Below are 24,906 nucleotides of genomic sequence, written 5' to 3' on the forward strand. Positions count from 1 at the left end.
CTCAGATCGAGACGCGCATGACCTCTTCGATGGTCGTGATGCCCTCGGCGACCTTGCTGAAGCCATCCTCACGCAGCGAGATCATGCCTTCCTCCAGCGCGGTGGCACGCAGCTCCGTGCCGGTTGCGTGCGACACGACCAGCTGCTCGAGCTTCTCGGTGACCTCCATCACCTCGTGCAGCGCCACGCGGCCGCGGTATCCGGTGCCGGAGCATTCCTGGCAGCCGACAGCGCGGTACAGCACCGGCGGATCGAGGGGATTGTGCGGGAACTTCACCGACGTCAGCACCTCGCGCGTCTCGGTGTACGCCTCGCGGCACTTCATGCAGAGCCGGCGTGCGAGGCGCTGCGCGACGACGGCGGACAGCGCCGTTCCGACGAGGTAGGGCTCGCAGCCGACCTCCACCAGGCGGGTGAGCGCGCTCGGGGCGTCGTTGGTGTGCAGCGTCGACAGCACGAGGTGACCGGTGAGAGCCGCCTCGATCGAGATCGTCGCCGTCTCCTCGTCGCGGATCTCGCCCACGAGCACGACGTCGGGGTCGGAGCGGAGGATCGAACGCAGCGCGGCCTGGAAGGTCATGCCTGCGCGGGCATTGACCTGCACCTGGTTGATGCCGGCGATGCGATACTCCACCGGGTCCTCGACCGTGATGACGTTGATCCGCGGATTGGCGACGGTGTTGAGCGCGGTGTAGAGCGTGGTGGACTTTCCCGAGCCGGTCGGCCCGGTGACGAGGATCATGCCGTGCGGGCGGGTGATCGCCGAGCGGAACTTCTGCTCGTTGCGGATCGAGAACCGCAGATCCGACATCGTCAGCGACTGCGCCGAGCTGTCGAGGATGCGCATGACGATCTTCTCGCCCCACACCGTCGGAAGCGTCGCCAGGCGCAGATCGATCTGCCGACCGTCGTGGTGGACCGACAGGCGGCCGTCCTGCGGCTTGCGGCGCTCGGCGATGTCGACGGACGCCATGATCTTCAGTCGCGAGATGACGCCGTCCTGGATCGCCCGGTCGGCGCGCTGCATCTCATGGAGGACGCCGTCGATGCGGTACCGGACGGTGAGGTTCTTCTCGCCGGGCTCGATGTGGATGTCGCTGGCGCGGTCGTTGATCGCCTGCGCGATGAGGAGGTTGACGAATCGGACCACCGGCGCGTCGTCGACCTGCTCCTCGATCGACTCCGTGCCCGCGCCGTCGGCGGCGGCGATCTCGCCGATCTGCTCGGAGAGATCGATCATCTCCTCGTCGGAGCGCAGGAAGCGTGCGAAGGCGGCCTCGAGGGCGTCGGCGGCCACCACCACGGGGCGGACGTTCAACTCGGTCGCCGTCGCGATGTCGTCGATGGCGATGAGGTCGGTGGGATCGACCATGCCGATGGTGAGACTCCGGCGGCCGCGCTCGATGGGGATGATCTGGTAGCGGCGGCAGAGCGCCGGCGGGACCGAGGCGATCGTCTCGGCGGTCAGCTCCTCTTCGGGCAGATCGATGAACTTCAGACCCAGCTGCCGCGCGATGCCGATGGCCAGCTGCGTCTGCGAGACGAGGTTCGCCTCGACGAGGCGTCGACGCAGCTCGGGACCCTCGCCGTACTCGGCGACGGCATCCCACATGTCGTCCGCACTGATCGCGCCCGATTGCACGAGGCTTTCCGCGAGTCCCTTCACGGCCCATCCTCTCCCCGCCGGTATTCTATTGCGCCGCGGTGCTCCTGGGGAAGAAGAAGATCAGTGGGGCGCATGTGACAGATGTTCACTCCTCGTGGGCCCCGGCCCCGCTGTCAACCCCCGGCCTGCGACGGCCGGAGTCTCGTTAGTCTGGCGCGATGGACGTCGCTCGGCTCACCGCTCGCCTGACCGCCTGGGCGCTCGCGCGCAAGCCCGTGCGCGCCTTCCTCCGCTACAGCGAGCACCGCGGCCCGATGCTCGCCGACAGCGTGACCTACCGTGCGCTGTTCAGCATCTTCGCGGGGGTCCTGCTCGGATTCTCGGCGGCAGCGCTGTGGCTGGCGGGCAACCCCGCCGCATGGGGGGCGCTCATCTCCGCCGTCGATCGCGCCATTCCCGGGCTGGTGGGCGAGGGCGGCCTGATCGACCCCGACGCGATCACCGCGCCCGCCGGGCTCTCGATCGCCGGCGCGGTCGCCCTCGTCGGACTGGTCGGTGCGGCGATCGGCGCCATCGGCTCGTTGCGCACGGCGCTCCACACCATCGCCGACCGACCCCTCGACGACCTGGCGTGGTACTGGGTGATCCTCCGCAACCTGGGCCTCGCGGTGGGCGTGGGCGGCGCCCTCGGGGCCTCGGCCGTCGTCACCGTGATCGGCACGGCGGGCGTCGGCACGATCGCCGGGTGGGTGGGGCTGTCCGCCGACCATCCCCTGGTCGCCTTCGGCGGGCGCGCGGTCGCGATCCTCGTCACGTTCGCCCTCGACGCACTGATCCTCGTGGCGGTGTTCCGCCTCCTGTCGGGACTGCGACCGGATCGGCGTTCGCTGTGGTCCGGCGCGCTCCTGGGCGCGACCGGGCTGACGGTGCTGCAGACGCTCTCAGGTCTCTTCGTCGGCGGCGCGACGTCCAATCCGCTCCTGGCCACCTTCGCGGCGCTCATCGCGCTCCTGCTCTGGCTGAATCTGTCGTCGCAGGTCATCCTCATCGCGTCCGCGTACGTCGTGGAGGGCGTCCGCGAGCGCCACGACGGGGTGCGGTCGCGGCATGGCGCGACGACGTTCGCCGAGCGCCGCGTGCAGCAGGCGGAGGACGCCGTCGGGGTGACGACGGCCGAGCTCCAGCGGGCCCGCGAGGCTCTGAAGGCGGAGCGGGCGGGCTGAGGCCGACGGAGCGCATCCCTCCCGAGCGTCGCTGCACCGGCAATATCCGCTGAGCGCAATGCAACGGACGTGTAAACAGTCGCCTCGAATCCGGCTGTGAGCGGTCACAGCGCAGTGGGGGAGTGTGTACGGTCGTATCGTGCCCGAGAACCAGACTTCCGCCGCAGTGACCACCCCGCGCAACGACGGTGCGCTCCCCGTGACGCATCCGCTGGCGCTCGCGCCGGTCACCGGGCCGGCGAGCACCGTCGACGGCTTCGTCCGGCAGTTCCTGCGCAACCTCAACTACGAGCGCGGCGTGCCGCTGTCCGCCTCCAGCGACAACGACCGCTACTTCGCCTTCGCCATGACCGTCCGCGACTACCTCATGGCGCGCTGGCTCGAGGATCAGCGCCGGCAGCGCGAGCAGCAGGCCAAGGGCGTCTGCTACCTGTCCGCGGAGTACCTCCTGGGCCGGCAGCTCGACAACAACCTGCTGGCGTCCGGATTGACCGACATCGCGCGCGAAGCCATGGCCTCCTGCGGCATCGACATCGACCAGCTCCGCGCGGAGGAGGTGGAGCCCGGGCTCGGCAACGGAGGACTGGGCCGGCTCGCCGCGTGCTTCATCGACTCGCTCGCCACGCTCGGCGTGCCCAACATCGGCTACGGCATCCGCTACGAGTACGGCATCTTCCGGCAGACGTTCGTCGACGAGCAGCAGGTCGAGCAGCCCGACGCGTGGCTGTCCATGGGCTCGCCGTGGGAGTTCCCGCACCCCGAGGCCGCGCAGTCCATCTCCTTCGGCGGACACACCGAGACCTACGACGACGACGGCGTCACGCGCACGCGATGGATCCCGGGCTGGAACGTCCAGGCGGTCCCGTACAACTACATGGTCCCCGGCTACCAGAACGGCCGCGTGAACACGCTGCGGCTGTGGAGCGCGAAGGCGACGAACTCGTTCGACCTGCGCGTCTTCAACTCGGGGGACTACGAGGAGGCGGTGCGGGCGCAGACGTTCGCCGAGAACATCTCGAAGGTCCTCTACCCCGAGGACTCCACGCCCCAGGGCAAGGAGCTCCGCCTCCAGCAGCAGTACTTCTTCGTGGCGGCCTCGATCGCCGACTTCTTCCAGCACCAGCTCGCGGACGACTTCGACATGACGAAGCTGCCCGAGCGCGTGATCTTCCAGCTCAACGACACCCACCCCGTCATCGGCGTGCCCGAGATGATGCGCGTGCTGGTCGACGAGCGGAAGCTCGAGTGGGACGCCGCATGGGCCATCACGCGGGAGTGCTTCGCCTACACCTGCCACACGCTCCTCCCCGAGGCGCTCGAGGTGTGGTCGGTGGAGCTGCTCGGGCGTCTGCTGCCGCGTCACCTCGAGATCATCTACCGGATCAACGAGGAGTTCCTCGCCGAGGTGCGGGAGCGCTTCGGCGACGACGAGATGCGGATCCGCAACATGTCGATCATCGGCGAGGTGCCGGTGCGGTCGGTGCGGATGGCCTACCTCGCCACCGTCGCCGGCGCGAAGGTCAACGGCGTCGCGGAGCTGCACTCGCAGCTCCTGCGCGACAAGGTGCTGCCCGACTTCAACGAGTTCTTCCCCGGCAAGTTCACCAACGTGACCAACGGCGTCACGCCGCGTCGCTTCATGCGCCTGGCCAACCCGGAGCTGTCGGGGCTCATCACCGACGCGCTCGGCGCGGGCTGGGTGACCGACCTCGAGCGGCTGCGCGAGCTGGAGGCGTACGCCGAGGACCCGGATTTCCGTGCGAGCTTCCGCGAGGTGAAGGCGGCCAACAAGCGACGGCTCTCCTCGGTGCTGCGCGAGCGCGACGGCTTCGAGGTGAGCGACGGCCACATGCTCGACGTCATGGTCAAGCGCCTCCACGAGTACAAGCGGCAGATGCTCAAGCTCCTCCACATCGTCACCGCGTACGAGGGTGTCGTGTCGGGTCGTGTACCGGCGTCCGAGCTGCAGCCGCGCACGTTCATCTTCGGGGCGAAGGCGGCGCCCGGCTACGTCATGGCCAAGCAGATCATCCACCTCATCAACGCCGTGGGCTCGGTGGTCAACGACGATCCGCGGGTCGAGGGGCGCCTCAAGGTGCTCTTCCCGCCGAACTACAACGTGACCCTCGCCGAGCGCGTCATCCCCGCCGCCGACCTGTCGGAGCAGATCTCGCTGGCGGGCAAGGAGGCCTCGGGCACCGGCAACATGAAGTTCGCGCTCAACGGCGCGCTCACGATCGGCACCGACGACGGGGCGAACGTCGAGATCCGCGAGCTCGTCGGAGACGACAACTTCTTCCTGTTCGGGATGAGCGAGCCCGAGGTCGAGGCGCTGTGGGCGCGCGGCTACAAGCCGGCCGAGTTCTACCAGGCCGACGACGATCTGCGCCGCGCCATGGACCTCATCGCCTCGGGAGCCTTCTCCGGCGGTGACAAGAGCGTCTTCGAGCCTGTCGTCTCGAATCTCCTCTACGACGACCGGTTCATGGTCCTCGCCGACTACTCGTCGTACATCGCCGCGCAGGCCGAGGTCGACGCCGCCTACCAGGACGAAGAGGCATGGACGCGCTCCGCGATCCTCAACATCGCCCGCTGCGGCTTCTTCTCCTCGGATCGCTCGATGCGCGACTACATCGACCGCATCTGGCACACGCCGCCGGTCATCTGAGGTCCGCTACCGCGCGTAGCGCTCGACGAACGCGCGCAGGATGGTGCCGGTGTGCGTCACCGGGAGCCGCCTCACCGCCGCGAGCGTGAGGTCGAGCTCATCGGCGGCGAAGTACCCGTGGTCCGCGTAGGCGTGGATGCGAGTGGTGATGCCGTCGAGGTCGAGCTCCGGGTGGAACTGGGTGGCGTAGACGTTCTGGCCGACGCGGAACATCTGCACCGGGCACGCCGCGCCGCGCACCAGCAGCGTCGCCGACGGCGGCAGCATCGAGATGGCCTCCTTGTGCCCGACGAACGCGGTGAAGGAGTCGGGGACATCCGCCAGCAGCGGGTCGGCTGCGCCGGCGGCGGTGCGCTCGACCTCGACGACACTGATCGGCTCCTGATGGGTCCGGTCGATCGTCGCGCCCTGGTGGGCCCCGAGCGTCCCCACGCCGTAGCAGGCGCCGAGGAAGGGGAAGTCCCGGGCGACGACGTCGTCGAGCAGCCGGGCGAACTCCGCCTCCACGCGGTGCTGGACAGCCGACTTGCGTTCCGGCGGATCGGAGGCGTTGAACGGCCCGCCGCCGACGAAGATGCCGGACCAGTCGTCCAGATCGATCTCTCCCAAGGGCGCGGCTTCCATCCGGACGCGCACGAGACCGTCTTCGGGCAGCCCGCTGAACCGGCGGAAGAGCGCGTACTCCTCGTCGGCGGGCAGGTCTTCGGCACGCGTGGCCAGGAGCAGGAAGGGCTTCATCGGCTGTCGAGTCTATGCGCGATCGCTTCGGCGATCGCGCCGAGGGTGCGCGCGACCGCCGCGTTCCGCCGTCCCTCGTCGCGCGCGACCGCCCAGTAGGCGAGGGGATGGGCCCAGGATCCGTCGAGTACCCGCATGAGCCGCGGGTCCGCGTCGGCGACGAAATCGGGCAGCAGCCCGATGCCGGCGCCCGCGGCGGTCGCCTCGATGTGAGCGAAGACGCTGGTGGATCGCAGGGACGGCGGTGAGGGCGGCAGCTCCTGCAGCGCGCGGTCGAGCTCGTCCACCTGGAGTGCCGACTCGACGTAGTAGACGAGGGGATGCCGCGCGAGGTCCGCCTTCTGAGCGGGAGTGCCGTGCGCGGCGAGATAGGCGGGCGTCGCGTAGAGACGCAGCGAGTAGGAGAAGACGGGGGTGGCGTATGCCCGCAGCACCCGCGGCCTCCCGGCGACGATCTCGAGGTCGACCCCCGAACGATGCTGGCGGGCCCGCTGGGTGACCGCGACCAGCTCGACCGCCAGGTTCGGGTGATCACGCCGGAGTCCGGCCATGGCCGGCGCGAGGATCGTGGCCGTGAACGCATCGGGGGCGGCGACGCGCACCACTCCGCGCAGCTCGCCGGCGGAGCCGGGAGCCTCCTCCACGAGCTCTCGCATCGAGTCCTCGATCCGTTCCGCGATGGCGACGGCCCGGCGGCCGAGCTCGGTGACCTCCCATCCGCCCGGGGTGCGGATGAGCACGCGTCCGCCGAGTGCCGCCTCGAGCCCGGCGATCCTGCGGGACACGGTCGAGTGGTTGACCCGCAGCTCGTCCGCCGCCGCGGTGTGCCGTCCCAGTCGCGCGACGGCGAGGAAGGTGAGGAGGGCATCGACGGAGGGCTCGTCGGACAGCACTGTCATCCCTCGAGTGTGCATCGGCGCACACCACGGGTGCAAGAATTCGCACTCGCTGTGCATTGATCACCTCTCCGGGCCTGCGTACCGTGGCCTTCACACGCGCTCGCGATGAAGGGGGCCGAGATGGCGACGATCGCATGGATCGGACTGGGTCACATGGGCCTCCCGATGAGCGGGCACCTCGTGCGGGCCGGCCACCGCGTCCGCGGGGTGGACGTCGATCCGGCGGCCACCGCGTCCGCCGCCTCGGCGGGGGTCGAGATCGTCCCGGCCGTCGCGGACGCGGTCGACGGCGCCGACGCCGTCTTCACGTCCCTGCCGCGGCCCGAGCACGTCCGTGCCGTCTACGGCGGGCCGGACGGGATCCTGGCCCACGCCGCGCCGCGCGCCCTGCTGCTGGACACCTCGACCGTCGACGTCGAGACCTCGCGCTGGTGCCACGACGAGGCGCTCGCCCGCGGTGCGGCGTTCGTCGACGCGCCGATCTCCGGCGGTACGGCGGGCGCCGCCGCCCACACGCTGACGTTCATGCTCGGGGGAGAGCCCGAGGCCGTGGCGCGGGCGGCCGAGCTGGTCGCCCCCATGGCGGGCGCCGTCGTCGCCTGCGGGGGGCCGACCGCAGGCATCGCCGCCAAGCTGGCGAACAACATGATGCTCTTCATCAACGTGATGGCCATGGCCGAGGGCGCCCGGCTCGCCGAGGAACTGGGGCTCGACGCGCGCACGTTCTGGGAGGTGGCGAGCGCATCGTCCGGATCCTCGTGGGCGGTGCGCACCTGGTACCCGGTGCCGGGCGTCGTCGACACGGCGGCCGCGAACCGCAACTTCGACGCCACCTTCTCGGTCGACCTCGCCCGCAAGGACTGCGCGCTGGCCGTGGCCGCGGGCGAATCGTCCGGCATGCGACTGCCGGCGGCGCGGCTCGCGCTGGCACAGCTCGATCAGCTCGTCGACGAGGGGTGGGGCGCGAAGGACTGCACCCTCGTCGCCCGCTTCCCATCACCAGACGGCACGCTGCGCGGTTTCGACCCCGCTCCGGCCACCGCTTCCGAGGAGTCCGCATGACCACGGCCACGACCGCGCCCCCCACCACCGTCCCGCACGTCATCGGCGGTGTCCGCACGACCGGCGACGGGAGGACGAGCCCGGTGTTCAACCCCGCCACCGGGCGGCAGACGGGCGCGGTCGCCCTCGCCTCGGCCGAACTCGTGCACGAGGCCGCCCGGGTCGCGCGCGAGGCGCAGCGCGGGTGGCGCGACACGGGACTCGCCCGCCGGCAGCAGATCATGTTCCGGCTGCGCGAGATCGTCTCCGCGCGCGCCGAGGACCTCGCCCGTCTCATCACCGCCGAGCACGGCAAGACCGTGGCAGATGCGCTCGGCGAGGTCGCGCGCGGGCTCGAGAACGTCGAGTTCTGCACGGGCCTCATGCATCACCTCAAGGGCGACCACTCGGAGCAGGTCGCGTCGGGACTCGACGTGCATCAGCTGCGTCAGCCGGTCGGGGTGGTCGCCTGCATCACCCCGTTCAACTTCCCCGCGATGGTCCCGCTGTGGATGGTCACGACGGCGATCGCCGCGGGCAACGCGGTGATCCTCAAGCCCAGCGAGCGCGATCCCTCGGCGGCGGTGTGGCTCGCCGACGCCTTCCGGGAGGCCGGGGTGCCGGACGGCGTGCTCAACGTGGTGCACGGCGACAAGGAGGCGGTCGACGCGATCCTGGACGACCCGATCATCCGGGCGGTCTCGTTCGTCGGCTCGACACCGGTCGCGCGCCACGTCTACACCCGGGCCGCAGCGGCGGGCAAGCGGGTGCAGGCGCTCGGGGGAGCGAAGAACCACATGATCGTCATGCCGGACGCCGACCTGGAGGCCGCCGCCGACGCGGCCGTCTCGGCCGCCTACGGCTCCGCGGGCGAGCGGTGCATGGCCGTGTCGGTCGTCGTCGCGGTCGGCGCAGTCGGCGACGCGCTCGTCGAGCGGATCGCGCGCCGGCTGCCGGGGCTGGTGGTCGGAGACGGGGCCGACCCGACCACCGAGATGGGACCTCTCATCACGCGGGAGGCGCTCGAACGGGTGACCGGGTTCGTCGCCGGTGCCGAGGGGGAGGGGGCCGACCTCGTCGTGGACGGACGCCGACCCGCCGGCGACGAGGGCTTCTTCATCGGGCCGTCGCTCGTCGACCGGGTGACGCCGAGCATGCGCGTGTACGACGAGGAGATCTTCGGCCCCGTGCTCTCGGTCGTCCGCGTCCGCGACTACGACGAAGCGGTCGCCCTCATCAACGCGAGCCGGTACGCGAACGGCACCGCAGTGTTCACCCGCGACGGCAAGACCGCGCGTCAGTTCGGGTACGACATCGAGGTCGGGATGGTGGGGGTGAACGTGCCGATCCCCGTGCCGGTGGGCGCCTACTCGTTCGGCGGGTGGAAGGAGTCGCTGTTCGGCGACACGCACATGTACGGGCCCGAGGCCTTCTCGTTCTACACGCGTCGCAAGGTGATCACGACACGATGGCCCGAGGCGAGCGAGAGTCAGATCAGCCTCGGCTTCCCGACGCACTGATCCACGTCCGCTGCGGCGCGCGACCGCCGCACTAGGCTGGAGCGGACGGGGACAAGGAGCACATCATGGCTATTGCACGACTTCACGGCGGACCGCTCGACGGCCAGGTCATCCCGCTGGACGATGCGGACCAGGATCGGCTGATCCTGCCCTACAGCGAGACCCAGGTCGTGTACGAGCGCGAGGGTGCGCCCGAGAACACCGGCGAGGGCGACGGTCCCACGTCGACCGACTTCCACTATCTCGAGGCGCAGGACGACATCGACCCCGATCCGGACGGCCGCGACGAGTGACGGCGGACGGCGCCGAGCGCTCGATCGAGATCGAGCGCAAGTACGACGCCGACGACGCCGTGTCGCTCCCTGACTGGACGAGACTTCCGGGCGTCGTGACGATCGGCGACGCCGAGGCTCGCTCGCTCGACGCACGGTACCTCGACACCGGCGACGGTGCTCTCGGACGCGCTGCCATCGCCCTGCGGCGCCGGGTCGGCGGGCCGGACGAGGGCTGGCACATCAAGCGGGCGACGGCCGAGGGCAAGCACGAGGCGCGCTGGCCGCTGGATGCTGTGGACGACGACGTGATCGTCCCGCCCGCCGTGGCCGCGGCGCTCGCGTCCGATCCCGCCCTGTCCGGCATCGACATCGGCGCCGTCTCGGTGATCGCGCGCATCCGCAACGAACGCACCGCCTACGCGCTCCGCGACGCGGACGGGATGCTCGTCGCCGAGTTCGTCGACGACCGGGTGGTCGCCATGGATCTGCGACGCGGCATCGAGACCCGCTGGCGCGAATGGGAGCTCGAACTGGGCCCCGCGGCGCCGGCCGACCCCGCGGCCCAGCAGGAGCTCTTCGCGGCGGCCGATGCCCTGGTGGCGGCCGCCGGCGGGTCGCCCTCGGCATCCGGTTCCAAGCTGGGTCGCGCCCTCGGGGTCTGACCTGCCGGGATCGCCGGCTCACATGCACTGACGCCGCCCCCGGCTTCGGCGGGGCGGCGTCAGTGATGGAAGTCCAGAGTACTCCGTGGACCTATGCAGTCAAATGGAACTCGGCGGGCGGATCAGAAGTTGATCATGTGTCCCGCGAGGCCGTGGAACGCCTCCTGGAGCGCCTCCGACAGCGTCGGGTGGGTGTGGACGTTGCGCGCCAGCTCGAGCGCCGTCAGGTCCCACTTCTGCGCGAGGGTGAGCTCGGGGAGGAGCTCCGACACATCGGGGCCGATGAGGTGGCCGCCGACGAGTTCGAGGTGCTCCGCGTCGGCGATCAGCTTCACGAAGCCGACGGGCTCGCCCAGGCCGTGGGCCTTGCCGTTGGCCATGAACGGGAAGGTCGCGACCTTGTACTCGCGTCCCGTCTCCTTGTACTGCGCCTCCGTGTAGCCGAACGAGGCGACCTGGGGCGAGCAGAAGGTGGCACGCGGCATCATCTTGTAGTCGCCCAGCGCCATCGTCTCCGCGCCGCCGATCGTCTCGGCCGCCACGACACCCTGCGCCTCCGCGACGTGCGCGAGCTGGAGCTTCGCGGTGACGTCGCCGATCGCGTAGATGCCCTCGACGTTGGTCCGCATGAAGTCGTCGATCTCGATCGCACCGCGGTCGGTCAGGGCGACCCCGGTGTTCTCCAGGCCGAATCCCTCGACGCGCGGCGCGAAGCCGATCGACATGAGCACCTTGTCGGCCTCGATCGAACCCTGCTGACCGGACTTGTTGTCCGTGTAGGTCACGGTGACCTTGTCGCCGGAGTCGACGACCGTCTCGACCTTCGTCGACACGAGCAGATCGATGCCGTAGTTCTTGTACTGCCGTGCGATCTCCTTCGAGACGTCGGCGTCCTCGTTGGGCAGGGCGCGGTCGAGGAACTCGATGATCGTCACCTTCACGCCGTAGTTCGACATGACGTAGGCGAACTCCATGCCGATCGCACCGGCGCCCACGATGACGATCGAGCCCGGCAGCTCGCGCGAGAGGATCTGCTCCTCGTACGTCACGACGTTCTCGCTGAGGGTGACCCCGGGGAGCAGGCGGACGGTCGAGCCCGTCGCGATGATCACGTTGTCGAAGGTGACCTCCTCGACCTGGCCGTCGCTCTTGGCGACCGAGATGGCCTTGGGGCCGGTGAAGGTGCCGCGGCCGTCGTACTCCGTGACCTTGTTCTTCTTCATCAGGTAGTGGATGCCCTTGACGCGGCCGTCGGCGACGTCGCGGCTGCGGTCCCAGGCGACCCCGAAGTCCAGCGAGAACTCACCCGAGATGCCGAAGAACTCGGCCTTGTGCTTCAGGGTGTGGGCGATCTCGGCGTTCTTCAGCAGTGCCTTGGAGGGGATGCAGCCGACGTTGAGGCAGACGCCTCCCCAGTACTTCTCTTCGATGATGGCGGTGGACAGTCCGAGCTGCGCGGAGCGGACCGCTGCGACATAGCCACCGGGGCCGGCACCGAGGACGACGACGTTGTAATGAGGCATGTCTCCAGCCTAGTCCTCGTGGGAGGGACGTCTCCGCGTGAGGAGGACGGTCACGACCGCTCCCACGACCACGATCGCGCCGACGCCGATCCACACCGGGAGGAGCTCTCCACCCGCGCCGGGGCTCGCGGGACCGCCGGGCGCGGGGGACTCCGACGTCGGGGACGAGGCCTCGCCGACAGCGAAGGAGAACTCGCCCGAGATCGGGTGGCCGTCGCTGGAGACCACCCGCCAGGCCACCTCGATCGTTCCCGACGCGGCTCCGTCGAGCGGCTGGGTCGCCCGGACGCCGTCGAGGACCGGCTCTCCGGCAGTGAGGTCGGTGCCCGCGGCGTCGGTGACGACGATCTCCGTGGCCCCGTCGCCGTCGAGGAGGACGCCGCTGAAGGTCAGGGTGATCGCCTCGGGGGCCTCGTCCAGCACCGCGCCCTCGGCGGGGTCGGTGCCGAGCAGCTCGTCGTGGGCGAGGGCCGGAGAGGCGCTCCCGGCGAGCAGGAGACCGGCGAGCACTCCGAGCGCGGCGATCAGACGTGTGGAGATCCGTGGTGACGACACCCGATCGAGCCTACCGATCCCTGTTGTGCGACGGGCCGTCGGCCTACCATGGCGATCAGACGGAACCCGCGACGGAACTGCCATCGGGCGGCAGGGCGGCGGACCGCCGCAGCCGGAGAGCGGGTATCGGAGTGGACGCGATGATGAGGGACGCCATGTCCCACGACATGATGTCGATGGAAGGCCTGTCGGAGGCGGCGATGGCCGCCATGCAGTCCGCGGCGCAGGCCTGCATGGACGCGTGCGCCGCGTGCGAGCAGGCGTGCACGGTCTGCTCCGTGCAGATGATGGACGGGCATCCCATGGACTGCGCGCCCGCGTGCATGAACTGCGCCGACATGTGCAACACGATGATGCGCTCCCTCATGCGGATGCAGGGGATGACGCCGGCATCGATGATGTCGATGCTCGACGCCTGCATCGCCATGTGTCAGACCTGCATGGACATGTGCATGATGCACGCCGACATGAGTCCGGTGTGCAAGATGTGCGCCGACGCGTGCCGCGCCTGCATGGATGCCTGCATGGCGCTGAAGTCGGCGATGTCGATGGCGTGAGTCACGCCGCTCGTGCGGGCCTGCCGTCTCAGGGCAGGTCGAGCACGTTGTAGAGGCGCCCGCCGACGCTCAGCGCGTGATACCGCGGGTGGTAGGCGACGGGTTCCCCGGGCGAGGCCGCCTCAGCGGCGCCCGCGCCGCTCCACAGGTCGACGACGTCGCCGTCTTCCAGTGCGTGCAGCGTGACGGCCCCGGAGGGATCGACGGCGGCGACGATGGCATCGACCCATTCCGCCGGCGTCGCCGAGACCAGTCGCGCCTGGATCAGGTGGACGGCGTGCCCCGGCGCGAAAGAGGAGCACGCGCCGCCGCGGGCGCACATGCACGGCGCGTCCTGACGCACCGGGGCGGGCGTGAGGCGGTTGTGCGAGGCGGACACGATGACTCCTTGTCGTAGAGCGCGGATTCCGACAGGCTAGGCGGACACCCGCCGCTCCGTCTCCGCCGAGGAAACGGGGCGAAACAATCCGCCCGAGTCGTGCCCGCGACGCGGCGGTCCACCCTGGGATCGACTCTTCCGCAGAGGTCGCGATCCGTTAGGGTGAAGAGGAGGAGGACATCGTGGACGAGAACCGTCGCCCCGACGAGATCAGGCGTGGAGCCGAGCCGCCTCAGCGCGCCTCGTCGGACACGACGCAGACTTTCGGACACGACTCCGATCTGTCCTTCATCCCGTTCGGCAGTGATCTGAGCGAGGTCGAGCTCGAAGCCATCTCTGCGCTGCCGTCGCGCTCGGCGATGCTGCTGGTGCGCTCGGGGCCCACCGCCGGCGCACGGTACCTGCTCGACAACGACGTGACGACGATCGGGCGCCATCCCGAGGCCGACATCTTCTTCGACGACGTCACCGTCTCGCGCCGTCACGCGGAGATCACCCGCGCGGGCACGGCGTTCGAGCTCGTCGATCAGCGCTCGCTCAACGGCACCTATGTCAACGGCGAGCGGGTCGATCGTGCCGCCCTCACCAACGGCGCGGAGCTTCGCATCGGCAAGTTCCGCCTCAACTTCTTCGCCTCGCCGGCCGATCGCGAGTCGGCCGGGTGAGTCCGGCGGCAGCTCCCCGTGGACGCGCGACGTCCACGGGTCACCTCAGCATCGGTCAGGTCCTCGCGCGACTGACCCCCGAGTTCCCCCTTCTCAGCGCCAGCAAGCTCCGCTACCTCGAGGTGCAGGGGATCGTCACGCCGGTGCGCACGGAGTCCGGCTACCGCAAGTTCTCGCCCACGGACGTCGAGCGGCTCCGCACGACGCTCACCATGCAGCGCGACTACGGCATCCCGCTGGCACGCATCCGCGAGCACCTCGACGACCCGTCGCACGACCTGGGCGCCATGCCCGCATCGATCGTGCACACCGCCCGCCGTCACCGCCGCGACGAGATGCTCTCCGCGTCGGGCGCGTCGGCGAGCCTGCTCAACGACGCGATCAGCGCGGGTCTCCTTCCGGCGGGCGAGACGTTCGACGACCGCGCGCTGACGATGCTCCGGGCGCTCGTCGCCCTCGACGCGCACGGCATCCAGCCCCGTCACCTCCGCACGCTGCGGCAGGCGGCCGAGCGCGACGTCGCCCTCGTCGAGAACGCGCTGGCGCCCCTGCTGCGCAAGTCGGATGCCGCCGCTCGCGGCCGTGCGCACGAGCTGGCTCCCGAGCTCGTGCGGCGTCTCGATGAGCTCCGTGCCGGCATCGTGCTGACGGCGCTCGAGCGGCTGACGCCCTGACGGGCAGCGCGACACGCCGAGACGACACGGCCCGATGTCGTTGCCGGGTGGGCATCCCTCATCTAGCGTGGAGAAGACAACCCGACCGTAGGAGGCGAAATGACCGCGCATGACGCGATCGGCGAGCCGCAGTTCATGACAGATCTGCTGTTCACCGACGGCCTCCCGCAGATGGACGACGAGGTCGGGTACCGCGGTGCGGTCGCCGCGCGCGCGGCGGGCATCACCTACCGCCAGCTGGACTACTGGGCACGTACCGAGCTCGTCGAGCCGACGGTGCGCGGAGCCTCCGGCTCGGGTTCGCAGCGTCTCTACGGCTTCCGCGACATCCTCGTGCTCAAGCTCGTGAAGCGCCTCCTCGACACCGGCATCTCGCTGCAGCAGATCCGCACCGCCGTCGATCAGCTGCGCGCGGCGGGTATCCGCGATCTTGCCGGGACCACGCTCATGAGCGACGGTGCGTCGGTCTATCTGTGCACGTCCAACGACGAGGTGATCGACCTCGTCAGCCGCGGTCAGGGCGTCTTCGGCATCGCCGTGGGCAAGGTCCTCCACGAGGTCGAGTCGACGCTGCTCGACTTCGACCCGCAGGCGCCGGATCCCGTCGACGAGCTCGCCGCTCGCCGCGCCGTCCGCTCCGCCTGAGCGGCCTCACGCTCCGCGCTGCAGACGCGGACCCATGCACGGTGGTGCGCGTCCGCGGACGCGCGTACGGCGATGCCGTCGATCAGGCGCGTGCTTCGCCGGCCGTCATGATGCGGCCCGTCCGCATGACACGGTCCAGCAGCGCGTCGAAGTCGCCGGCCAGCTCCTGGGCGGAGTCGCCCGGCCAGATGTGGAGCGGCTTCGCAGCGCCCTGCGCCTGCTGCAGCGAGGTGCGCTCCGGAAGCTGAGGAGTGAGCACGAGCGGCCCGAACATGTCGCGCAGCTCCTTGATGCGGAACTGGTGCTCGATCGACTGCGGCCGCACGCGGTTCACGACGATGCCGAGCGGCTGCAGACGGGGGGAGAGGCCGCGACGGATCTCCTCGATCGCGCGGAGCGCGCGGTCGGCCGCGGCCACGGAGAACAGGCCGGGCTCGGTCACCACGATGACGCGGTCGCTGGCGGCCCATGCGGTGCGCGTGAGCGCATTCAGCGAGGGCGCGCAGTCCACGAGCACGAGGTCGTAGTCGGCCTCGATCGTCGCCAGCGCCTCTTCGAGCTTCCACACGTCGCGCACGCTCGGGTGCGGTCCGTCGAAGTTGATGGCCGACGGGCTGCCGATCATCACATCGATGGTCCCCGGGTGCACCTTGGCCCAGCCACTGGAGGTGATGGCCTGACGGACCACCTTCTCCTTCGGGTTCGCGAGGACGTCGGCGATGTTGAGCCGGCCCGCGACCTGGATGTCCATCCCCGTCGACACGTCGGACTGCGGGTCGAGGTCGACGACGAGAGTCCGGACGCCGCGGGCGAACGCCGCTGAGGCGAGTCCGAGGGTCACGGTGGTCTTGCCGACCCCTCCCTTGAGGGAGCTGACGGAGAGTACGTGCACGAGGCACTACGTTACCTTCCCCTAGGCTGTGAGCACACTCAGGCACTCCGGCGCCTGCTGGCATCGGGCGTCCGATGGTGTGAACGCCCCGGTCATCCCACGTGAGGTGAGCATGTTCCGAAAGATCCTGGTCGCGAACCGCGGAGAGATCGCCATCCGCGCTTTCCGTGCCGCCTTCGAGCTCGGGGCGAGGACCGTCGCCGTGTTCCCCTACGAGGACCGCTACTCGCTGCACCGGCTGAAGGCCGACGAGGCGTATGAGATCGGCCAGAAGGGTCACCCGGTGCGTGCGTACCTGGACGTCTCGGAGATCATCCGGGTCGCGAAGGAGAGCGGGGCCGACGCCATCTACCCGGGCTACGGCTTCCTCTCGGAGAACCCGGAACTCGCCGCCGAGGCTGCCGCCGCCGGGATCACCTTCATCGGCCCGCCCTCGCGGGTGCTGGAGATGGCCGGCAACAAGGTCACGGCCAAGGAGCACGCGATCGCCGCCGGCGTGCCCGTGCTGCGCTCGACACCGGCATCCGACGACGTCGATGTCCTGGTCGCACAGGCCGCCGACATCGGCTTCCCCATCTTCGTCAAGGCGGTCGCGGGCGGCGGAGGCCGGGGGATGCGGCGCGTGGAGACGCCCGAGCAGCTCGCCCCCGCCCTCGCGGAGGCCATGCGCGAGGCCGACAGTGCGTTCGGGGATGCACGGGTGTTCCTCGAGCAGGCCGTCCAGCGGCCCCGGCACATCGAGGTGCAGATCCTCGCCGACGGCGCCGGCAACACCGTGCACCTGTTCGAGCGCGACTGCTCGGTGCAGCGGCGCCACCAGAAGGTTGTGGAGATCGCTCCCGCGCCCAACCTGTCCGACGAGATCCGCCACGCCCTCCACGGCCACGCCGTGGCGTTCGCCGAGTCGATCGGCTACCAGAACGCGGGGACCGTGGAGTTCCTGCTCGAGACCGCCGGCCCGCGCACCGGGGAGTTCGTCTTCATCGAGATGAACCCGCGGATCCAGGTCGAGCACACCGTCACCGAGGAGGTCACCGACGTCGACCTCGTGCAGTCGCAGATGCGGATCGCCGCGGGGGAGACCCTGGACGACCTCGGACTGCGGCAGGAGCAGATCCGGCTGCGCGGTGCGGCGCTGCAGTGCCGCATCACCACCGAGGACCCCACGCAGGGCTTCCGCCCCGACACCGGGAAGATCACGACGTACCGCTCGCCCGGCGGCGCGGGCATCCGGCTCGACGGCGGCACCACCGCGGCGGGCTCGCAGGTGAGTCCGCACTTCGACTCGATGCTCGCGAAGCTCACCTGCCGGGGCCGCGACTTCCAGGCCGCCGTCGTGCGCTCGCGGCGCGCGCTCGCGGAGTTCCGCATCCGCGGCGTCTCGACCAACATCCCCTTCCTGCAGCAGGTCCTCGACGACCCCGCCTTCGTCGCCGGCGACCTGAGCACCGCGTTCATCGACGAGCGGCCCCAGCTGCTCCGGGGTCGCGAGTCCAAGGACCGCGGGTCGAAGATCATGGCGTGGCTGGCGGATGTGACGGTCAACAAGCCCCACGGCGAGAACCCCATCGCGATCGCGCCGGCCACCAAGCTCCCGGCCCTCGCCCTGACGGGCGAGCCGCCGGCCGGGTCCCGCCAGCGCCTGCAGGAGCTCGGACCCGCCGGATTCGCCGCCGCCCTCCGCGCGCAGACGGCGCTGGCGGTCACCGAGACGACGTTCCGCGACGCGCACCAGTCGCTCCTGGCGACGCGCGTGCGCACCCGCGACCTCGCCACTGTCGCGCCCTACGTCGCGCGGCTCACCCCGCAGCTGCTCTCGGTGGAGGCCTGGGGCGGCGCGACGTACGACGTGGCTCTCCGCTTCCTCGGCGAGGACCCCTGGGAGCGCCTGGACGCGCTCCGCTCAGCCCTCCCGAACGTCGCGATCCAGATGCTCCTGCGCGGTCGCAACACCGTCGGCTACACCCCGTACCCCACGGCGGTGACCGACGCGTTCGTGCACGAGGCGGCGGCGTCGGGGGTCGACATCTTCCGCATCTTCGACGCTCTCAACGACGTGTCGCAGATGCGTCCCGCCATCGACGCGGTGCTCGCGACGGGCACCTCCGTGGCCGAGGTGGCCTTGTGCTACACCGGCGACCTCCTCGATCCCGGCGAGGACCTGTACACGCTCGACTACTACCTGCGACTGGCGGAGCAGATCGTCGAGGCCGGCGCCCATGTCCTCGCGATCAAGGACATGGCGGGTCTGCTGCGCCCCGAGGCCGCGTCGCGCCTCGTCGCGGCCCTGCGCGAGCGCTTCGACCTCCCGGTCCACGTCCACACCCACGACACCGCGGGCGGGCAGCTCGCGACCCTGCTCGCCGCCAGCGCCGCGGGGGCCGACGCCGTCGACGCCGCCGCCGCTCCGATGGCGGGCACGACGAGCCAGCCCTCGCTGTCGGCCCTGGTCGCCGCGCTGGCCCACACCGAGCGCGATACGGGCCTCAGCCTTCCGGCCGTCGCCGACCTCGAGCCCTACTGGGAGGCGATGCGCCACCTGTACCGTCCGTTCGAGTCCGGACTGCCCGGACCCACCGGTCGCGTCTACACGCACGAGATCCCCGGCGGCCAGCTCTCCAACCTGCGTCAGCAGGCGATCGCGCTGGGCCTCGCCGACGACTTCGAGCTCATCGAGGACATGTACGCGGCGGCCAACGACATCCTCGGTCGCGTGCCGAAGGTGACGCCGTCGTCGAAGGTCGTGGGCGACCTCGCGCTGCACCTGGCAGCGGTGAAGGCAGACCCCGCCGATTTCGCCGCCAACCCCGAGAAGTACGACGTGCCGGACTCCGTCGTCGGATTCATGGCGGGCGAGCTCGGCGATCTCCCCGGCGGCTGGCCCGAGCCCTTCCGCACCAAGGTCCTCCGGGGGCGCGAGGTGAAGATCGCGGTCACCGAGATCTCCGCGGCCGACGAGGCGGCCCTCGCGGGGGATTCGGCGACGCGTCGCACCACGCTGAACGAGCTGCTCTTCCCCGCGCCCACCCGCGTCTACCGCGAGGTCCGCTCGACCTACGGCGACCTCAGCGCACTGGAGACGGCGGACTACCTGTACGGGCTCGCTCCGGGGACGGAGCACGTCGTCGAGATCGAGCGCGGCGTGCAGCTCTACGTCGGGCTGGAGGCCATCGGCGAGGCCGACGACAAGGGCATGCGCACGGTGATGACGACGCTCAACGGCCAGCTCCGCCCCGTCTTCGTGCGGGACCGCAGCATCACGGTGGAGGCGCGCCAGGCCGAGAAGGCCGACACCTCCCGTCCCGGACAGGTCGCGGCGCCGTTCTCGGGCGTCGTCACCCTGAAAGCGGCGGTGGGGGACACGGTCACGGCCGGGCAGCCGGTGGCATCGATCGAGGCCATGAAGATGGAGGCGGCCATCACCGCACCCGTCGACGGCACCGTCGAGCGGGTGGTCATCCCCGCCACGGCGCAGGTGGAGGCGGGCGATCTTTTGCTCGTGATCAGGCCCTCCGAGTAGCCTTGCACTCTGGACCGTGGCGCGCATCCGCACGTCCCGGCCCGGACACCACCTGGAGTGAACAGCAGTGACGCCTGAGCGCAACGACAAGACGCCCGACGAACTCGAGAACGGGGTGCTGACCGCGGGCAGCATCGACACCGCCGGCATCGGCCTGGTCGGAGGTTCGACCGCGCAGGTCGACGTCGACCTCCCCACGCTCGCCGACGGCGACGACGACCTGCTGGGCGACGACGACCTCCTCGGTGCCGACGACCTCCTCGTCGACGCCCCGGCGGGCGACCAGAACACGATCGACGCCGAGCTGGTGGTCGACGAGTCCGTGGCGACGGGGCCGCAGCCGGCGACCCGGCGCGAGGCGCACCACCTCGACGAGCACGACGCCAAGCACGCGGTCGAGCGTGTGCATCCCCGCACCGCCGATGTCCCGCTGCAGTCGCGGCGGCTCGGCGAGTTCGAGGCCGGGCGCGAGAGCTCCGACCTGCTCACCGCCGATCGTCTGCTCGACCCCGCGCACGTGGTGCGGCCCGAGCCCGAAGGCGGCTGGCAGCACTTCGTGTATGCCGTGTCGGGCCGCCGTATCAACCTCGGCGACGGGAAGCGCGCGCGTGCGCGCAAGGATCTCGATCGACGCATCGCCGCACCGCTCGGCGGAGGAGCGAAGTTCGTGCCCGTGCTCTCGCGCAAGGGAGGCGTGGGCAAGACCACGGTGTCGACCCTGCTCGGCATGGCGCTGGCCGACGCCCGCGACGACCGCATCATCGCCATCGACGCGAACCCGGACCGCGGCACGCTCGCCGACCGCATCGGCAGGACCAGCGGCAAGACCGTCCGCGACCTCGTCCGGGTGCGCAGCGACGTCGTCGGGTTCAACGACCTTTCGTCCATCGTCGCCCGCGACGAGACCCGCCTGGACGTGCTGGCGTCGGACGCCGACCCGCGCGTGTCCGAGGCCCTGAACGACCGCGACTACCACGACGTCGCCTCGGTCGCGGCGCACTACTACTCGATCGTGCTCACCGACACGGGCACCGGGATCGTGCACTCCGTCATGGAGGCGACCCTCGAACTGGCCGACGTGCTGGTGATCGTCGCGGGCCTGAGCGTGGACGAGGCCCGCCTCGCCTCCGAGACGCTCACGTGGCTCGAGACCAACGGCTTCGAGGACCAGGTGCGAAACGCCGTCGTCGTGCTCAACACCGCGCGCCCGGGAGCCCCTCTGGTGCGCGCGTCGGAGCTCGAGGCGCACTTCCGCACGCGCGTGCGGACCGTCGTCCGCATGCCGTACGACCCGCACCTGGCCGCCGGCAGCGCCGTGTCCTTCCGCGAGCTGCAGCCCGCCACCCGCCAGGCCGCGCGCGAGCTGGCGGCGACCGTCGTGGAGGGTCTCCGGATCCTCGCCACCGTCTGATGGCCGTCCGTCCGATCCGCCTCTTCGGCGACCCCGTCCTCCGCGCCCCCGCAGCACCCGTCGGCGACATCGACGAGGGTGTGCGCGCCCTCGTGCAGGACCTGCTCGACACGGTCGCGCTTCCCGGTCGCGCGGGCGTGGCCGCCCCCCAGATCGGTGTCGGAGTGCGCGCCTTCAGCTACAACATCGACGGCGACATCGGCTACGTCCTCAACCCGCGGATCGTCGAGCTGTCGGGCGAGCCGGTGCCCACGGGCGAGGGATGCCTCTCGGTTCCGGGACTGTGGCACGACGCGGTCCGCTATCCGCACGCGAAGGTCGTGGGCGTCGACCTCGAACGGCGCGAGCTCGTCCTGGAGGGCGACGGGCTGTTCGCGCAGGCGCTGCAGCACGAGACCGACCACCTCGACGGCATGCTCTACCTGGAGCGGCTGGATCCCGCGACCCGGCGCATCGCCATGCGGGAAGTGCGCGAGTCCGACTGGTTCTGACCAGCCGGACCCGCGCCCTCGGTCAGCCCAGGGAGACGTTCGTCGTCGTCACCGGCACCGCGTAGAGGTCATCGATCTGCGCGGCGAAGTCCGTGAGGATCACGTTGCGCTTGATGCTCATCTTCGGCGTGAGGTGGCCGCTGGCCTCCGTCCACTCCGAGTCGAGGATCTCGAACTTGCGAATGGACTCCGCCCGCGAGACGCCCTTGTTGGCGATGTCGATCGCCCGCTGGACCTCCGCGCGCACCTTGGCGTTCTTGGCGGCCTCCTTCAGCGGCATGTCGCCCGGCAGGTCGTTGTTCGCCAGCCACGTGGGAAGCATCTCGGGGTCCAGTGTGACCAGTGCGGAGATGAACGGCTTCTGATCGCCCACCACCACGACCTGGCCGACGATCGGGTTGGCCCGGATCGGGTCCTCCAGCGCGGCCGGCGCGACGTTCTTGCCGCCGGCCGTCACGATGATCTCCTTCTTGCGGCCGGTGATCGTGAGGAAGCCCTCCTCGTCGAACGAGCCGATGTCGCCCGTCTTGAACCAGCCGTCGTCGAAGGTCGCCGCGGTCGCCTCGGGGTTGCGCCAGTACTCCTTGAAGACGTTGATGCCGCGGACCTCGATCTCGCCGTCGTCGGCGAGGCGCACACCGACGCCGGGGAGGACGGGACCCACGGTGCCGATCTTCGACTTCGTCGCGAGATTGACCGTCGCCGGTGCCGTGGTCTCGGTGAGGCCGTAGCCCTCGAGGATCGTCACGCCGAGGCTGTGGAAGAAGTGGCCGAGGCGGGCGCCGAGCGGCGCGGAGCCCGAGACGGCGTACGTGACCCGGCCGCCCATCGCCGCGCGCAGCTTGCTGTAGACAAGTCGGTCGAACAGGGCGAACTTGATCCTCGTGCCGAGGGGGACCTTCTTGCCCTCCTGCAGCAGGCGGGAGTGCTCGATCGCGGTGTGGGCGGCGGCGCGGAAGATCTTGCCCTTGCCGCCGGCCTCCGCCTTCTGCTCGGCCGAGTTGTACACCTTCTCGAACACGCGCGGGACGGCGAGGAGGAAGGTCGGCTGGAACGAGCCCAGCGCCGGCAGCAGCTGCTTGGTGTCGGGCTGGTGCCCGGTCTTGACCCCGGCGTGGATGTCGAGGATCGAGATGAAGCGGGCGAAGACGTGCGCCGTGGTGATGAACAGCAGCGTCGAGGCGCCGGGCGTGGTCACGACCTCCGAGAGCGCCTTGGCCGAGTTGCGGGACAGCTCCACGAAGTTGCTGTGGGTCAGCACGCATCCCTTGGGCCGGCCGGTCGATCCCGAGGTGTAGATAAGGGTCGCGATGTCGGCGCCCACGGCGAGGTTGCGACGGCGCTCGATCTCCTCATCGGCGACCTCCGCGCCCCGGGAGCGCAGATCGTCGAGGTCCCCGGACGCCATCGTCCAGACCTCGCGGACCAGGGGGACCTCGCCGCGGATCTCGGCGATGCGGGAGGCGTGCTCCTCGGACTCCGCGATCACGGCGATCGCCCCCGAGTCCGAGAGGATCCAGCTGATCTGGGAGGCGGAGCTGGTCTCGTAGATCGGCACCATCACGGCCCCGGCGAAGAAGAGGGCGAAGTCCACCAGCGTCCACTCGTAGGTGGTGCGCGCGATGAATCCCACCTTGTCCCCGGGCTGGATGCCGGCGGCCGCGAAGCCCTTCGCCAGCGCGATCACCTCGCGCTGGAACTCGGCAGCGGTGATATCGCGCCAGCTCGCCCCGTCGGGGCCGTCGGGCACGGCGAAGAGCGCGAGCGACGGAGTCGCCTTCACGCGTTCGACGAGCAGATCGCTCACATTGGCCTGCGGATCGGCGGGGACCACGGCAGGGACTTCGAATTGGACGGCGCTCATGGGCGGCAACTCCTTCGGTACCGGTACAGCGTCGGAAGTGACGGGTATGGGACTGAGTCTAGCCGGTGGCAATACCCGGTCCACCGGCCCGCGTCGCCGCAGAGCATCGCACTAGACTTCTGCGGATGCCGTGCGCAGATCGCCGGCGTGGAGGGAGCATCGTGCACAGCGTCGGCATCGATATCGGCGGGACGAAGATCGCCGGGGGAGTCGTCGCCGAGGACGGCGCCATCGTGGAGCAGCTGCGCGTCAGCACTCCCGAGAACCCGGACGAGCTCGCCGACGCCGTCGCCGACATGGTGCGGGAGCTGGCATCGCGGCACGACGTGCGCACCGTGGGCGTCGCCGCGGCCGGCTTCATCGACGCCACCCGCTCGGTGATCATCCACGCGCCCAACATCGACTGGCGCAACGAGCCGCTGCGCGCCGAGCTGGAGTCCCGCATCGGACGCTCGGTGACCCTGGAGAACGACGCGAACGCCGCCGGCTGGGGCGAGTACCGCTTCGGCGCCGGACGCGGCTGCGCGAACCTCGTCATGCTGACCCTCGGGACCGGCGTGGGAGGCGCGGTCGTCATCGACGGCCGGCTGCTGGTCGGCGGCAACGGCATCGCCGGCGAGCTCGGCCACATCCGGTTCATCCGCGGCGGTCGGCCCTGCGGCTGCGGTCAGAACGGCTGCCTCGAGCAGTACGCCTCCGGCCGCGCGCTGCAGCGAGAGATCGCCGACATCGCCGACGCGGGCGGCATCGGCGCGGCCCTCGCCGCCGCCCAGGACGAGCGCGGCATCGTGCACGGCGCCGACATGGCGCGACTGGTCGCGGCCGACGATCCCGGAGCGCTCGAGGCCGTCCGCCGGGTGGCCACGGCGCTGGGCGAGGCGTGCGGGGAGTTCCAGGCAGTTCTCGACCCCGAGCTGTTCGTCATCGGCGGCGGCGTCGCCGACCTCGGCGAGCGCCTTCTGGAGCCGGTCCGCCTCGCCTACGAGACATCGCTGCCGGGGTACGGCGAGCGCCCCGTGGCCGGCTTCGCCATCGCCACCCTGGGCAACGACGCCGGTCTCATCGGGGTCGCCGATCTCGCCAGGATCCGGGGCTGAG

Annotated in this window: 22 protein-coding genes; 14 read left to right on the forward strand and 8 right to left on the reverse strand. The window is 70.4% G+C overall.

Annotated features, from left to right (window positions below; translation table 11 throughout):
- Nucleotide 1: 1 nt before the first annotated feature.
- Nucleotides 2-1,666, reverse strand: a complete 1,665-nt coding sequence (locus tag QQZ13_RS12040; protein WP_284529442.1) for a GspE/PulE family protein — start codon at nucleotides 1,664-1,666, stop codon at nucleotides 2-4.
- A 158-nt stretch (nucleotides 1,667-1,824) separates the two neighbouring features.
- Here QQZ13_RS12040 and QQZ13_RS12045 point away from each other — a divergent pair, with 158 nt between their 5' ends.
- Together QQZ13_RS12045 and QQZ13_RS12050 are read left to right on the forward strand one after the other, a co-directional pair.
- Nucleotides 1,825-2,829 carry a YihY/virulence factor BrkB family protein gene (locus tag QQZ13_RS12045; RefSeq protein WP_284529444.1) on the forward strand — a complete coding sequence of 335 codons (1,005 nt, stop codon included), beginning with the start codon at nucleotides 1,825-1,827 and terminating at the stop codon, nucleotides 2,827-2,829.
- A 199-nt stretch (nucleotides 2,830-3,028) separates the two neighbouring features.
- Nucleotides 3,029-5,497: a glycogen/starch/alpha-glucan phosphorylase gene (locus tag QQZ13_RS12050; protein WP_284529599.1), complete on the forward strand. Its 2,469-nt coding sequence runs from the start codon at nucleotides 3,029-3,031 to the stop codon at nucleotides 5,495-5,497.
- Between the two features lie 6 nt (nucleotides 5,498-5,503).
- Here the strand turns inward: QQZ13_RS12050 and QQZ13_RS12055 are convergent, their stop codons facing one another.
- Complete coding sequence (locus QQZ13_RS12055; RefSeq protein ID WP_284529445.1) at nucleotides 5,504-6,235, reverse strand: glutamine amidotransferase; 732 nt, start codon at nucleotides 6,233-6,235, stop codon at nucleotides 5,504-5,506.
- Entirely contained in the window at nucleotides 6,232-7,134 is a 903-nt protein-coding gene (locus tag QQZ13_RS12060; RefSeq protein ID WP_284529446.1) for a LysR family transcriptional regulator, read from the reverse strand. The genes QQZ13_RS12055 and QQZ13_RS12060 overlap by 4 nt, the downstream gene beginning before the upstream one ends.
- A gap of 120 nt (nucleotides 7,135-7,254) precedes the next feature.
- On the opposite strand from QQZ13_RS12060, the gene QQZ13_RS12065 reads away from it, so the two are divergent.
- From QQZ13_RS12065 to QQZ13_RS12080, 4 genes are all read left to right on the forward strand, one after another.
- On the forward strand, nucleotides 7,255-8,196 hold the full coding sequence (locus QQZ13_RS12065; RefSeq protein ID WP_284529447.1) for an NAD(P)-dependent oxidoreductase: 942 nt from the start codon (nucleotides 7,255-7,257) through the stop codon (nucleotides 8,194-8,196).
- Complete coding sequence (locus tag QQZ13_RS12070; RefSeq protein ID WP_284529448.1) at nucleotides 8,193-9,695, forward strand: CoA-acylating methylmalonate-semialdehyde dehydrogenase; 1,503 nt, start codon at nucleotides 8,193-8,195, stop codon at nucleotides 9,693-9,695. Before QQZ13_RS12065 ends, QQZ13_RS12070 begins: the two co-directional genes overlap by 4 nt.
- Nucleotides 9,696-9,760: 65 nt before the next feature.
- A complete protein-coding gene (locus QQZ13_RS12075) occupies nucleotides 9,761-9,988 on the forward strand; it encodes a response regulator (protein ID WP_284529450.1) in 228 nt (75 codons plus the stop codon).
- Nucleotides 9,985-10,632 carry a CYTH domain-containing protein gene (locus QQZ13_RS12080; RefSeq protein WP_284529452.1) on the forward strand — a complete coding sequence of 216 codons (648 nt, stop codon included), beginning with the start codon at nucleotides 9,985-9,987 and terminating at the stop codon, nucleotides 10,630-10,632. The genes QQZ13_RS12075 and QQZ13_RS12080 overlap by 4 nt, the downstream gene beginning before the upstream one ends.
- A 122-nt stretch (nucleotides 10,633-10,754) precedes the next feature.
- On the opposite strand, the gene lpdA is transcribed toward QQZ13_RS12080, so the two are convergent.
- Together lpdA and QQZ13_RS12090 are read right to left on the reverse strand one after the other, a co-directional pair.
- Nucleotides 10,755-12,155 (reverse strand): dihydrolipoyl dehydrogenase, encoded by a 1,401-nt coding sequence (gene lpdA / locus QQZ13_RS12085; protein ID WP_284529453.1) that lies wholly within the window; start codon nucleotides 12,153-12,155, stop codon nucleotides 10,755-10,757.
- A gap of 9 nt (nucleotides 12,156-12,164) precedes the next feature.
- Nucleotides 12,165-12,710, reverse strand: a complete 546-nt coding sequence (locus QQZ13_RS12090; RefSeq protein WP_284529454.1) for a copper resistance CopC family protein — start codon at nucleotides 12,708-12,710, stop codon at nucleotides 12,165-12,167.
- Between QQZ13_RS12090 and QQZ13_RS12095 the strand changes: the two genes are divergently transcribed.
- Nucleotides 12,701-13,267, forward strand: a complete 567-nt coding sequence (locus QQZ13_RS12095) for a hypothetical protein (RefSeq protein WP_284529455.1) — start codon at nucleotides 12,701-12,703, stop codon at nucleotides 13,265-13,267. The genes QQZ13_RS12090 and QQZ13_RS12095 overlap by 10 nt on opposite strands.
- Before the next feature lie 28 nt (nucleotides 13,268-13,295).
- Here the strand turns inward: QQZ13_RS12095 and QQZ13_RS12100 are convergent, their stop codons facing one another.
- The gene (locus tag QQZ13_RS12100; RefSeq protein ID WP_284529457.1) at nucleotides 13,296-13,646 is read right to left on the reverse strand and encodes a hypothetical protein; all 351 of its coding nucleotides are present in this window, start codon (nucleotides 13,644-13,646) and stop codon (nucleotides 13,296-13,298) included.
- A 182-nt stretch (nucleotides 13,647-13,828) separates the two neighbouring features.
- Between QQZ13_RS12100 and QQZ13_RS12105 the strand changes: the two genes are divergently transcribed.
- From QQZ13_RS12105 to QQZ13_RS12115, 3 genes are all read left to right on the forward strand, one after another.
- Nucleotides 13,829-14,311, forward strand: a complete 483-nt coding sequence (locus tag QQZ13_RS12105) for an FHA domain-containing protein (protein WP_284529458.1) — start codon at nucleotides 13,829-13,831, stop codon at nucleotides 14,309-14,311.
- Nucleotides 14,308-14,985, forward strand: coding sequence for a MerR family transcriptional regulator (locus QQZ13_RS12110; protein WP_284529460.1), 678 nt, complete (start codon nucleotides 14,308-14,310; stop codon nucleotides 14,983-14,985). The genes QQZ13_RS12105 and QQZ13_RS12110 overlap by 4 nt, the downstream gene beginning before the upstream one ends.
- 99 nt (nucleotides 14,986-15,084) lie before the next feature.
- Entirely contained in the window at nucleotides 15,085-15,630 is a 546-nt protein-coding gene (locus QQZ13_RS12115; RefSeq protein WP_284529462.1) for a MerR family transcriptional regulator, read from the forward strand.
- An 82-nt stretch (nucleotides 15,631-15,712) separates the two neighbouring features.
- On the opposite strand, the gene QQZ13_RS12120 is transcribed toward QQZ13_RS12115, so the two are convergent.
- On the reverse strand, nucleotides 15,713-16,522 hold the full coding sequence (locus tag QQZ13_RS12120; RefSeq protein WP_284529463.1) for a ParA family protein: 810 nt from the start codon (nucleotides 16,520-16,522) through the stop codon (nucleotides 15,713-15,715).
- Nucleotides 16,523-16,634: 112 nt separating this feature from the next.
- Here QQZ13_RS12120 and QQZ13_RS12125 point away from each other — a divergent pair, with 112 nt between their 5' ends.
- From QQZ13_RS12125 to QQZ13_RS12135, 3 genes are all read left to right on the forward strand, one after another.
- On the forward strand, nucleotides 16,635-20,042 hold the full coding sequence (locus QQZ13_RS12125; protein ID WP_284529465.1) for a pyruvate carboxylase: 3,408 nt from the start codon (nucleotides 16,635-16,637) through the stop codon (nucleotides 20,040-20,042).
- A gap of 67 nt (nucleotides 20,043-20,109) precedes the next feature.
- On the forward strand, nucleotides 20,110-21,453 hold the full coding sequence (locus QQZ13_RS12130) for a MinD/ParA family protein (RefSeq protein WP_284529466.1): 1,344 nt from the start codon (nucleotides 20,110-20,112) through the stop codon (nucleotides 21,451-21,453).
- Complete coding sequence (locus QQZ13_RS12135) at nucleotides 21,453-21,944, forward strand: peptide deformylase (RefSeq protein WP_284529467.1); 492 nt, start codon at nucleotides 21,453-21,455, stop codon at nucleotides 21,942-21,944. The genes QQZ13_RS12130 and QQZ13_RS12135 overlap by 1 nt, the downstream gene beginning before the upstream one ends.
- 22 nt (nucleotides 21,945-21,966) lie before the next feature.
- On the opposite strand, the gene QQZ13_RS12140 is transcribed toward QQZ13_RS12135, so the two are convergent.
- Nucleotides 21,967-23,808, reverse strand: a complete 1,842-nt coding sequence (locus QQZ13_RS12140) for a long-chain fatty acid--CoA ligase (RefSeq protein ID WP_284529468.1) — start codon at nucleotides 23,806-23,808, stop codon at nucleotides 21,967-21,969.
- 161 nt (nucleotides 23,809-23,969) lie between these two features.
- On the opposite strand from QQZ13_RS12140, the gene QQZ13_RS12145 reads away from it, so the two are divergent.
- On the forward strand, nucleotides 23,970-24,905 hold the full coding sequence (locus QQZ13_RS12145; RefSeq protein ID WP_284529601.1) for an ROK family glucokinase: 936 nt from the start codon (nucleotides 23,970-23,972) through the stop codon (nucleotides 24,903-24,905).
- The last annotated feature ends 1 nt before the right edge of the window (nucleotide 24,906 follow it).

The sequence above is a fragment of the Microbacterium sp. T2.11-28 genome (assembly GCF_950097975.1).
In the GTDB taxonomy this organism is placed as follows: domain Bacteria; phylum Actinomycetota; class Actinomycetes; order Actinomycetales; family Microbacteriaceae; genus Microbacterium.